Source organism: Paraconexibacter antarcticus, from assembly GCF_024220175.1.
Lineage (GTDB): Bacteria > Actinomycetota > Thermoleophilia > Solirubrobacterales > Solirubrobacteraceae > Paraconexibacter > Paraconexibacter antarcticus.
The window spans coordinates 2,602,385-2,613,357 of record NZ_CP098502.1 but is presented as its reverse complement, the minus strand read 5'-3'; the positions used below and the strand labels follow the sequence as shown (position 1 = coordinate 2,613,357).

Annotated in this window: 9 protein-coding genes and 2 pseudogenes; 9 read left to right on the top strand and 2 right to left on the bottom strand. The window is 71.7% G+C overall.

Features of this window, described 5'->3' with window-relative positions; translation table 11 throughout:
• Positions 1-188: 188 nt before the first annotated feature.
• Complete coding sequence (locus NBH00_RS12955; RefSeq protein WP_254569013.1) at positions 189-428, bottom strand: hypothetical protein; 240 nt, start codon at positions 426-428, stop codon at positions 189-191.
• 101 nt (positions 429-529) lie between these two features.
• Here NBH00_RS12955 and NBH00_RS12950 point away from each other — a divergent pair, with 101 nt between their 5' ends.
• The 8 genes from NBH00_RS12950 (at position 530) to NBH00_RS12915 (ending at position 9,539) form a co-directional block, all read left to right on the top strand.
• Positions 530-1,483: a class I SAM-dependent methyltransferase gene (locus tag NBH00_RS12950; RefSeq protein WP_254569012.1), complete on the top strand. Its 954-nt coding sequence runs from the start codon at positions 530-532 to the stop codon at positions 1,481-1,483.
• Positions 1,480-2,760, top strand: coding sequence for a glycosyltransferase (locus NBH00_RS12945; protein WP_254569011.1), 1,281 nt, complete (start codon positions 1,480-1,482; stop codon positions 2,758-2,760). The genes NBH00_RS12950 and NBH00_RS12945 overlap by 4 nt, the downstream gene beginning before the upstream one ends.
• A complete protein-coding gene (locus NBH00_RS12940) occupies positions 2,757-3,911 on the top strand; it encodes a glycosyltransferase family 4 protein (RefSeq protein WP_254569010.1) in 1,155 nt (384 codons plus the stop codon). The genes NBH00_RS12945 and NBH00_RS12940 overlap by 4 nt, the downstream gene beginning before the upstream one ends.
• Positions 3,908-6,961, top strand: coding sequence for an ABC transporter transmembrane domain-containing protein (locus tag NBH00_RS12935; RefSeq protein ID WP_254569009.1), 3,054 nt, complete (start codon positions 3,908-3,910; stop codon positions 6,959-6,961). Before NBH00_RS12940 ends, NBH00_RS12935 begins: the two co-directional genes overlap by 4 nt.
• Positions 6,942-7,934, top strand: a complete 993-nt coding sequence (locus NBH00_RS12930) for an NAD-dependent epimerase/dehydratase family protein (protein ID WP_254569008.1) — start codon at positions 6,942-6,944, stop codon at positions 7,932-7,934. Before NBH00_RS12935 ends, NBH00_RS12930 begins: the two co-directional genes overlap by 20 nt.
• Positions 7,935-8,053: 119 nt before the next feature.
• The gene (locus NBH00_RS12925) at positions 8,054-8,413 is read left to right on the top strand and encodes a hypothetical protein (protein ID WP_254569007.1); all 360 of its coding nucleotides are present in this window, start codon (positions 8,054-8,056) and stop codon (positions 8,411-8,413) included.
• A complete protein-coding gene (locus NBH00_RS12920) occupies positions 8,410-9,081 on the top strand; it encodes a hypothetical protein (protein WP_254569006.1) in 672 nt (223 codons plus the stop codon). The genes NBH00_RS12925 and NBH00_RS12920 overlap by 4 nt, the downstream gene beginning before the upstream one ends.
• Positions 9,078-9,539, top strand: a complete 462-nt coding sequence (locus tag NBH00_RS12915) for a hypothetical protein (RefSeq protein ID WP_254573765.1) — start codon at positions 9,078-9,080, stop codon at positions 9,537-9,539. The genes NBH00_RS12920 and NBH00_RS12915 overlap by 4 nt, the downstream gene beginning before the upstream one ends.
• A 106-nt stretch (positions 9,540-9,645) precedes the next feature.
• Here the strand turns inward: NBH00_RS12915 and NBH00_RS12910 are convergent.
• A pseudogene (locus NBH00_RS12910) lies at positions 9,646-9,811 on the bottom strand (IS256 family transposase); the annotation flags it as partial.
• Between the two features lie 111 nt (positions 9,812-9,922).
• On the opposite strand from NBH00_RS12910, the pseudogene NBH00_RS12905 reads away from it, so the two are divergent.
• Positions 9,923-10,953: pseudogene (locus NBH00_RS12905) on the top strand (integrase core domain-containing protein).
• The last annotated feature ends 20 nt before the right edge of the window (positions 10,954-10,973 follow it).

The window sequence follows — 10,973 nt, the reverse complement described above, 5'->3', positions numbered from 1 at the left end:
GCCCCGGCGGGCGCCCCCCTGGGACGCCCGCCGCCTCGCCCAAGGGCCCACCGCCCGCTACCCGCCAGGCCGGCCGCGTGGCGGCACCGACCCCGACCGCCGCAGGTGCGGCTCCCGCGTGAGGAAGCGCGCGGTGCGCGGTACTGGCGCGGACCCCGTTGAGGCGTTGACACCTTGGCGGTGAGGAATCAGGGGGCGCCTCGCAGCGTCGGCAGCTCAACCCCGACCTGCAGCCCGGCGACCGCGCCTGTGACCTCGCCCGCAACGCGGCCCATGCAACCCTCAGCGCCGTTGTCGACACCCTGGCCGAGAACCTCTGGAGCTGAAAGGAAGATAGCCTTGGCCCCTACGGTCGCGCCGCAGGCGAACGCCAGCAGCCGCACGAGCCCCGGGGTCAGGCGCGGGGCAATGGGCGGTGCGGTCAGCACCCGCTCAATGTAGCCCCGGCGGGCGGCCGAGTCCCGCGGCGGCGGCCACTGTGCCCCCCGCCGGACTGGTGCTCGTGCGCCGGGTGTGGTCGACTCGCCGGATGCCCGCTTTCACGACCACCGACGGGCGCGAGCTGACGATCGTCCCGGGTTTCCGCGAGGCCGTGCTGCGCGGCCGGCCCTCCGGGACCCCGACGGCGGCGTGGACGCAGGCCGACTACGACCTCGCGGCGACGCGGCGCGTCGTCGCCGCCCGGCGCCGGATCGCCGACGCGCGACTCGCACTCGGGCAGCCCGGCCCGCTGCGGGCGCTCGACATCGGCTGCGGTGCCGGCCTGGAGAGCGTGATCGCGGCGGCGGACCGCGTGGGCGAGGTGATCGCCCTCGACCGGGTCCCGGCACTGCTGGCGCCCGGTGACCGCGGCACGCGAGCGCACCGGCTGGTCACCGCGGCGCTCGCCGCGGCCGGCAGTGCTCTGAACTCACGGGCGGCCCTCGCCGAGCTCCCGCTTCAGGTCCGCGCGGCCGATGCCGCCGCGCTCGGCCTGGCGGACGACAGCATCGACCTGGTGTGGTCACGCGCGGCGCTGGAGCATCTGCAGCCGTTGGACGCGACGCTGCGCGAGCTCACCCGGGTGGTGCGGCCCGGCGGCATCGCCCACCACGTCATCGACCCGTACTTCTGGGTCAAGGGCTGCCACGCGGGCGGCCTGATCGACATCCCCTGGGCACACGCGAGGCTGGCCCCCGAGGATTTCGCCCGCGCGGCGCTGCAGATCGCGGGCGCGCGGCGGGGCGTTCGGCGTGCGCAGTTCGTCACGTCGCTGAACCGGCTCGGCATCGCCGCATGGCGGGTCGCGCTGCTGGCCAGCGGGCCGTGGGACCTCGTCAGCTGGAGCGTGGAATCGTCTTCTCTGGCCCGGAGCCTGCTCGGTGAGCACCCTGAGGTCGCGGACACCGTGCTGGCCGGGGTGACCGGTCCGGACCTCGTCAGCCAGTCGATCACCGCGATCCTGCGCCTCCGTGATCCCGGCAAGTTTCATGCCGAGGTGTGATCTTGCCGATGCACTGGTGTTATCTCGATATGCCTGTTGCTGCGCGCGCTCCATCCGATCCCGACCTGATCGTCGTCCTCAACGGCTTCCCGCGCCTGTCGGAGACGTTCGTCCTGAACGAGCTCCTGGACCTCGAGCGCCGCGGCGTGCAGCTACACATCTTCGCCCTGCGTCATCCCGAGGAGATCATCGAGCAGGACCTCGTCGCGGATCTGCGGGCGCGCGTGGACTACCTCGACGACGCCCAGCCGGCCCGGACGATCGCCGTGCGCGCCGCCCACGCCGCCCTGCTGCTCCACGGCCGCGACCGGTACCTGTCGGGTGTGGCCGAGATCGTGGCGTCGCCGGACTTCTCTCGCGCGCGCTTCAAACAGGCGGCCCTACTGGCCCACCGGATGCTGCGCCTGGGTGCGCCCCCCGTCTACATCCACTTCGCGCACAAGCCCGCCACCATTGGCCGCTTCGCCGCTCTGCTGGCCGGGACCCCGTACGCCATGTCGGCTCACGCCAAGGACGTCTGGCTGACCCCCGTCAAGGAGCTGCGGGCGAAGGTGCGCGGCGCCGAGGCGGTTCTGGCGTGTACGCAGGAGTCGAGGGATCACCTGCAGGCGCTCGCGGGCTCGCACACCCCGGTGCACCTCATCCACCACGGCGTCGAGGTCCCGCCCGCCGCGCGCCCGGAGCCGGCCAACGACGTCCCCATCGTGCTCGCCGTGGGCCGCCTCGTCGAGAAGAAGGGCTACGACACGCTGCTGCGCGCGGCAGCGCTGCTGCGCGACCGCAGCGTGAGCTTCCGGCTACGCATCGCGGGCGACGGACCCTCGTGGGGTGGCCTGCAGCGTCTGGTCCATGAGCTGCATCTGGATGACGTGCTGACCTTTCTTGGCCCCCTGGAGGCCGCCGAGGTGCGGGCCGAGTACGACCGCGCGGACGTCTTCGCGCTCGCCTGCCGCCAGTTGGCCGATGGGGACCGCGACGGGCTCCCGAACGTCCTCGTCGAGGCGATGGTCCGCGGGCTGCCGGTCGTGGCGACGACCCTCCCCGGGATTCAGGAAGCCGTCCAGCACGGCGAGAGCGGGCTGCTCGTCGCGCCCGACGAGCCCGTCGCGCTGGCCGACGCGCTGCAGCGCGCACTGGCGGACCCCGGCCTGCGGGCGGCCCTGGGCGCCGCAGCGCGTACGAGCGCGACTGCGAGCTTTGACCGCGCCGCCAATCTGCCGTCGGTGTCCGCCGCCCTAGCGGCGGCTGGCATCGTGGCGGGAGACGTGGCGGGATGACCCCCCGCGTGATGTATCTGAACGCCGATCCGGGCGTCCCCGTCCTGGGTCTCAAGGGCGCCTCGATCCACGTCCGTGAGCTGACGCGCGCGCTCACCCGGGCGGGCGCGCACGTCGTCGTGGCGGCCCCGCGGATCGAGCCGGAGGGCGCCGATCCGCCCGCGGACGTGGACCTCGTCGCCATCCCGGGCGTCCTGCCTCGCAAGCTCACGCTCGCGGCGCTGGAGGCGGCGGTGGACGACCAGGCCGCCGCGGTGCAGACGGCCGCGCGCGCAGGCGGGGTCGACGCCATATACGAGCGCTTCTCCCTCTTCTCGGCCGCCGGGGTGCGCGCCGCCCGGGCCCTGGGCATTCCGCACGTCCTGGAGGTCAACGCGCCGCTACGCGATGAGGCCACGCGCTTCCGCACGCTTCCGCATCCGGAGCAGGCGCAGTCTCTGGAGCGCGAGATCCTCGCGGCCACCGACCACGTCATGGTCGTCTCGCCGCCACTGGCCGCACACGTCGTCGCCCACGGCGCGGACCCCGCGCGTGTCGCCGTGGTGCCCAACGGGGTCGACGGGGATGCCCCGGTCTCAGCCGGCCCCGGCGCCGGCCCCCTCGTTGTCGGGTTCGCGGGCAGCCTGAAGCCGTGGCACGGCGTCGAGGTCCTGCTGCAGGCCTGTGCGCTCGCCGCGCAGAACGTCCCCGGACTCGTCCTGGAGGTCATCGGGCACGGCCCGCTGACCGACGCCGTAACCGCTGCGGCGGTCGCGCCCGCCGAGCTGCGCCACCTCGGTGCTCTGGACCACGCGGCCACGCGCGCGCGCATCGCCACCTGGGACGTGGGCGCCGCCCCCTACCTGGCACTGGACGACTTCTGGTTCTCGCCGCTGAAGGTTCTGGAGTACATGGCGGCGGCGGTCTGCCCGGTGGCCAGCGCCCTGGGCGAGCTCCCGGAGCTGCTCGGCCACGGGGAGCGCGGTGTGCTCGTGGCACCGGGTGACGCCGTGAACCTGACGCAAGCGATCGTCGCGCTCGCCCAGGACCCCGCCGGGACGCACGCCCGCGGGCGTCTCGCGCGCGCGCACGTCCTGCAGCACCGTTCGTGGGCGGCGATCGCCCACCAGGTCCTGACCACGATCGCCGCCGGCAGGAGGCTGACGGCGTGAACCCCGGCGCGAGCACCCCGAAGGACCGTGCGGGCCGCGGGCGGATGGTCATCCACCGCTTCCGCCGCGACATCCGCAAGCGCCGCGGGGCGCTGGGTGCGGGCACGGCGTTCGCGGTGATCTACGCGCTCGCGCGGGTCGCGGAGCCGTGGCCGCTGAAGGTCGTCTTCGACCAGGTCCTCTTCCATCGCCCGACCGAGTACAACTGGCTGATCCGGCCGTTCACGGTCTTCGGTACCACCCCCCTGGCGTTGCTGGGAGGGGCGGCGCTGATCCTCGCGGTCCTCGCCGTCATCCGCGGCGTCGCCTACCAGTGGCAGGACTACCTGCTCTCGCGCGCCGCCCAGGAGATCGTGTACGGCATCCGCACGCGCCTGTACCGGCATCTGCACCGGCTGCCGCTGTCGTTTCACCAGAGCCGCAGCACGGGCGACACGCTCATGCGGCTGACCTCCGACATCGTGCTGCTGCGCGACGTCCTCATCGACTCGATCGTCAACCTCAGCACCGGCATCGTGCTGATCATCCTGATGCTCGTAGTGATGACGCTCGTGGACCCGGTGCTCACGCTCGCGGCGGGCGTCGTGATGCCACTGGTCATCATCATCTCGAGCTTCTACGGCGGGCGCATCCGCGTCAACGCCAAGCGCCAGCGGCGCCGCGAGGGGCAGACGGCGGCGATCATGCACGAGGCGCTCGCCGGGATGTCGGTGGTGCAGCTGCACACTGCGGAGGAGCGTGAGCAGGAGCGCTACCACGATCTCAACCGCCGCAGCCTCAAGCAGGGCATCAAGGGCGCCCGGCTGGAGGCGAAGATGAACCGCAGCATCGAGCTTGCGCTGGCGGCGGGCACGATCGTGGTTCTTTGGGTCGGGACGCTGCGCGCGATCCACGGCGCGCTCACGCCGGGGGAGCTGATCGTCTTCATCTCCTACCTGCGCGCCGCCTACCGGCCGCTGCGCCGCGCCTCCAAGACGGTGCAGCGCTCCGCCAAGGCGCTGTCGGCCGCCGAGCGCATCCTCGACCTGCTGGACACCGAGCCCGACCTGCAGGACCTCCCCGGCGCGATCGAGGCGCCGCCGCTGACCGGCCGCATCGCCTTCGATGACGTTCATTTCGCCTATCGCCCGGACGAGCCGGTCCTGGAGTCGATCACGCTCGAGGTGCAGCCGGGGAGCTCGATCGCGATCGTCGGCGCGACCGGCAGCGGCAAGTCGACGCTCCTGCGGATGATCCCGCGGCTGTTCGACGCGACGGCCGGCCGCGTGACCGTCGACGGCCATGACGTGCGCGACGTGACGCTGCACTCGCTGCGCCGGCAGGTCGCTCTCGTCGAGCAGGACTCCGTCCTCTTCGGGCTGTCGATCGCCGAGAACATCCGTTACGGGCACCCCGACGCCAGCGACGAGGAGGTCGCGGCGGCCGCGGCCGCGGCAGGGGTGGACGAGTTCGCCTCGCGCCTGCCCGAGGGCTACGACACCGTCGTCAGCGAGCGCGGCGCTTCGCTCTCCGGCGGGCAGCGCCAGCGCGTGGCGATCGCCCGCGCACTCGTCCGTGAATGCCCCGTCCTGCTGCTCGACGAGCCCAGCAGCGGGCTGGACCCCGTCACCCGCCAGGAGGTCTTCGACGCGCTCACGGTGCTCATGCACGGCCGCACGACCGTGCTCGTCACGCACGACCTGCGCCTGGTGCGCGACTGCGACCAGATCATCGTGCTCGACGCGGGCCGCGTGGTGGCGCAGGGCGATCACGACACGCTGCTGCGTGACTCCTCGCGCTTCCGCAGCCTGGCGGCCGAGTTCGAGGGTGCCGGCCGGCGACCCCCCGGGGCACCCGAGCGCCGCGCCAAGCCGCGCGGCGTCGCGGGCCAGCGGATCCTCTTCTACTCCCACAACGGCGTCGGTCTGGGCCATCTGCAGCGCCAGCTGGACCTCGCGACCGCCTTCCACGCCCGGCATCCGGAGACCGCCATCCTGATGGTGACCGGATCGCACGCTGCCGGCATGTTCGAGTACCCGCCCGGGATCGACTACGTCAAGCTGCCGTCGCTGGCGATGGTTGACCGCTACCGGACCTGGCGCGCCCGTGACCTGCCACTGGCCCACGCCGACATCATGTCGCTGCGCGCGGAGCTTTTGGAGGAGACGGTGCGCCGGTTCCGTCCGGACCTGCTCGTCGCCGACTTCCTGCCCGCCGGGCCCCACGGTGAGCTGCTCGGCGCTCTGGCCGAACTCGAGCGCGGCGGCGGCCGTGCCGTGGCGGGCTTCCGCGACGTCATCGACGAGCCGCCTTTTGTCCGTGAGCTGTGGGAGGCCAACGGCACCTACGAGGCGCTGCACCGCTATTACGCGGCGATCTGCGTCTACGGGGACCGCTCGATCGCCGACTTCGCCACCGACTACGGACTCACCGGCGCACTGGCCGACCGCACCCACTACTGCGGCTATCTAGGCCGGGGCGCACAGAGCGACATCGACGTGCCGCTGCTCGAGCGCCCGTTCGTCATCGCGACCAGCGGCGGCGGCGCCGACGGCGGACTGCTGCTGGAGCCGTTCGTGCACGCGGCCGCCGCCGTGCGCCCCGGGCGCGGCGGCACCTGGATGATGGTGACCGGACCGCTCATGGACGGCGTCGAACACGACCGCCTCGCCGCAATGGGCGCCGCCGCCGGCATCACGGTGCGCCGGGTGATTCCCAACCTGCGCGCCCACGTCGCGCTCGCCGACTGCCTGGTCGCCATGCCGGGCTACAACACCACCTGCGACCTGCTGTCCTTCCGCCTGCCGGCTGTGATCGTGCCGCGGCGCGGGCCCAGCCAGGAGCAGGCGCTTCGCGCGGCGCGGCTGCACGCCTGGGGTGTTGCGCAGGCGGTCACTGCCGACGCCGGCTGCGCGGACCATCTGGGCGCAGCGATCACGGCCGCGCTGGACCGTCCCCGCCCGCCCGTCGCGCCGGTCCCGCTGGACGGGCTCGCGCGCGCCGTCGACGTCTTCGAACAAGTGCTCGCGGGCACGCTGACCAAGGAGGATCATGTCCCGACAAGCACTTGAGCCGCAGACCCCGTACACGGCGCTCGTGACCGGTTGCGCGGGCTTCATCGGCTCGCACCTGGCAGCGCAGCTGCTCGCCGACGGCCACCAGGTGATCGGGGTGGACTGCTTCACGCCGTTCTACCCGCGGGCCGTCAAGGAGCGCAACCTGGGGCAGCTCACCGGGCTGCCCGGCTTTTCCTTCCGCGAACTGGACCTTGGTGTCCGGCGCGTCATCGGCCTGCTGGAGGGGATCGACATCGTCTACCACCTGGCGGGCCAGCCGGGTGTGCGCCCGAGCTTCGGCGGTGGTTTCAAGACGTACGTGCGCAACAACATCCAGGTGACCCAGCGCCTGCTGGAGCAGGCGTCACGCAACCCGGTGCAGGCGTTCGTGTACGCGTCGTCCTCCTCGGTGTACGGCAACGCCGAGCGCTACCCCAGCGGCGAGGACGATCCGCTGGCGCCGATCTCGCCGTACGCGATGAGCAAGCACGCCACCGAGGAGATCGCGAAGGTCTACCACCGCACCCGCAACGTCCCGGTGATCGGGCTGCGCTACTTCACCGTGTACGGGCCCCGCCAGCGCCCGGACATGGCGTTCACGCGGTTCTTCGACGCCGCGCTCGCCGAGCGACCCCTCCCCGTCCTCGGCGACGGCCTGCAGCTGCGCGAGTTCACCTACGTCGATGATGTGGTGCGCGGCACGCTCGCCGCTGCCGAGCACGGCGTACCGGGGCACGCCTACAACATCGGCGGGGGCTCGGCCGTGAGCCTCGAGGAGGTCATCGGCCGGATGGAGCACGTCGTCGGCCGCCCCCTTGAGCGAACGTACTCCCGCGCCCCGCGCGGCGACGTCCGCGAGACCCGCGCGGACGGCACCCTCGCCCTGCGCGACCTCGGCTACCGCGCGCTGATCAGTCTCGACGACGGCCTGCGGGCCCAGTACGCCGCCCATGCCTCACTCACCCCCTTGCCGGTTCCCATCCCATGAAGGAGTCCCGCACCATGTCTGACACATCCACACACCGACCGCTTCGCACCGCGGCCGCACTCGCCACCGGCCTCGCCGTCGCTCTCGGAGCTGGTTCCATAGGCAGCTCGAGCGCTGCGGTGACGCCGACCGTCAAGCTCAAGGTCAAGGGGCCCGGCAGCCATCACCACGCCCGTTTCTGCGGCAAGCACAAGAACGTCTACATCTTCCCCCGCGGCTCGAAGCTGAAATACAAGGGGACGGTCACACCGGCGCCCCCCAAGCACTTCCCGGTCGACATCAAGGTCGAGCGCTGCAGCGGGCGTCACTTCCGGCGCCTCACCACGCTGCACATCACCGGCGGGAGCGGGACCGGTGTCTTCAAAGCGCTCATCAAGGCACCGACGCCGAGGGGTCATGCCCGCGTCACGTACTTCTCGGCCGTGGCGGTCGCCGGCGGCAAGTCCAGCAACAAGCGCTACTTCGGCATCCACCGGTGAAAACCCCAGCGAGCACCCGCCGAGCCGGACGCTCCACGATCACCGCCGGGGCGCTCGTCGCCACCGTCCTCCTACTGAGCGTGGCGGCATCGCCCGCCCTCGGCGGGCCCTCGCTCAGCAGCCTGAAGACCTCCGTCACCAAGGCGCTCAAACTCGCCAAGACCGCGGACGCACGGTCGCGCAAAGCGCTGAAGCTCGCGGCGCGGCCCGGCCCCCGTGGCCCGTCCGGCCCCCCCGGCCCGGCCGGTCCCGCCGGCGGGACGGGGGCCGGCGGATCCGCGGCGGCCACCGTCCTGGACTTCCGCGCCGACCCGGGCACCACCAACCAGGTGATCTACGACCACGGCGGCCTGGTGCTCACAGCGAGCTGCACGACCGGCCCGACGATCCTCGTCACGGCGAAGACGCGCGTGGACCACGCGATCCTGCACGCGGCGAACATCATCGGTGGCACGCCCCCGGCGACGACGACCGAGTTGGTGCAGAAGAACGACTTCCTGATCAGCGGGACGCAGACGATCGCCTCCACCGGTCACCTCCAGGGCACCGCCACGTTCTCCACACCGACCGGCGGCGTGACGACCCTCGCCTACGGCGCCGAGCAGGGCGCCTTCGGCGCGGGGTCCGCCAAGGGCTGCTGGTTCGGCGGGACGGCGAACTCGGGATGAGCGTGCGGGCCGCGTGGCACGCGGCACCCCTCGTGCTGACGGGCGTCACGCTGCTGGCGTCGGGATGCGGCTCGGGGTCCTCGGGGCGCCCGGCCACCCCCGTCCCCGGGCTCCCGCGCGTGACCCTCATCCTGCGTCACAGCGGGGCCGACCACCAGCTGCTGGCCTGCTCCATCGTCCACCACTACGCCCGCTTCACCGCCCGGCGGCCGATCGTGTTTGAGGGCAACCTGCAGCCACGCGAGCACGCCAGCCATTTCAAGATCAAGATCAAGATCAAGCGCTGCGTCGACGGACACTTCCAGGACTCCGGGTCGTGGGACATCCGCGGCGGCCGCAACGGCCGCTTCCAGGGAATGCTGCCCATCCCCGGCAAGGGGATCTACTTCGCCCGTGCGCGCTACCGCAACGATGTGGGGACCGCGACAAGCGACAAGGTGTACTTCGACGTGGCGTGAGGCGTACGGCCGGCTCGCCGGCCGGGGTGGTCGAGCGGCTTGACGGCGCTGAGAGGGGGGTGCTGGTCGCCCGGTTGGCCACGAGGTCGCGCTGGGTGAGGTGCATGTAGCCCATGATCTTGCGGAACTGGCGTTCGGCTTCGAGCATGCCGGCGGCGGTCCAGCGCAGGCATATGTCGCCGGACTTCCCAGCGTTTGACGTTCCGTGAGGTGCGGCGGACGATGCCGATCATCGACTCGATCGGGTTCGTCAAGGACAAGGTCTTCCAGAGCTTGTGCCGTGCCAAAACGCGCGGATGCGCGATGAACGCTGAGGATTCGCCGAAGGTGGCGGTCGCGGCAGGGTTGGCGTCGTGGCCGTGCGTTTGCTCTACTTGGTGATCATGAGGGTCTTCGCGTGGCTTGCGCTATTGGGCCGGTCGGACGGTGCGAAGGAGGCCGAGATCTTGGTGTTGCGTCATGAGGTCGCGGTGCTTCGTCGTCAGGTCTCGCTTCCGCGGCTTCAGTGGTCTGACCGGGCATTGCTCGCGGCACTGTGCAGGGTGTTGCCGCGGGAACTGCGAGCGTTTCGACTGGTGACGCCGGCGACCCTGCTTGCGTGGCACCGCAGGCTGGTCGCGCGGCATTGGCGCTACCCGAACGCCACCGGGCGGCCACCGGTGCAGGACGAGGTCCGCGCGCTCGTGATCCGGCTTGCGCGCGAGAACCCGCGGTGGGGGTACCGTCGGATCCAGGGTGAACTCGGCCGGCTTGGCCACCGCGTTGGGGAGGGAACGATCCGCCGGATCATGGCTGCCGAGGGTCTGGGCCCGGCGCCACGCCGATCCACCGGGAGTTGGCGGGCGTTCCTGACAGCGCAGGCTCCTGGCTTGCTGGCATGCGACTTCCTCCACGTGGACACCGTTCTGCTGCGGCGGGTCTACGTGTTCTTCGTCATGGAAGTCGGAACCCGCCGGGTCCACATCCTCGGCGGCACCGCTAACCCGACAGGACCGTGGGTAGTGCAGCAGGCCCGGAACCTGCTGATGGACCTTGACGAGCGCGCCGGCAGTTCACGGTGTTGATCCGCGACCGGGACCGCAAGTTCACCACGGCGTTCGATGCGGTGTTCGCGTCGATCGGGGTCCGCACGCTGAAGACGCCAGTCCAAGCGCCGATGGCCAACGCGTATGCCGAGCGATTCGTCGGCACGCTCCGACGGGAGTGCCTGGACCATCTGCTGATCCGCAACGAGCGCCACCTTCGCGACGTCCTCGCTCGGTACGAGGCTCACTACAACGCCCACCGACCTCACCAGAGCCGCGGACAGCTCCCGCCGGATCACGACCTTGGCGAGGTCCTCGACTTGACCGCACGCATCCAGCGACGCCGCGTCCTGGGAGGCCTGATCAACGAATACCACAGGGCCGCTTGAGCGTTTTGGCACGGGACAGG

Bases quoted from the DNA above. Each gene is read 5' to 3' on its own strand.
- NBH00_RS12950 (WP_254569012.1), top strand. From the start codon at position 530: ATGCCCGCTTTCACGACCACCGACGGGCGCGAGCTGACGATCGTCCCG.
- NBH00_RS12940 (WP_254569010.1), top strand. From the start codon at position 2,757: ATGACCCCCCGCGTGATGTATCTGAACGCCGATCCGGGCGTCCCCGTC.
- NBH00_RS12930 (WP_254569008.1), top strand. From the start codon at position 6,942: ATGTCCCGACAAGCACTTGAGCCGCAGACCCCGTACACGGCGCTCGTG.
- NBH00_RS12915 (WP_254573765.1), top strand. From the start codon at position 9,078: ATGAGCGTGCGGGCCGCGTGGCACGCGGCACCCCTCGTGCTGACGGGC.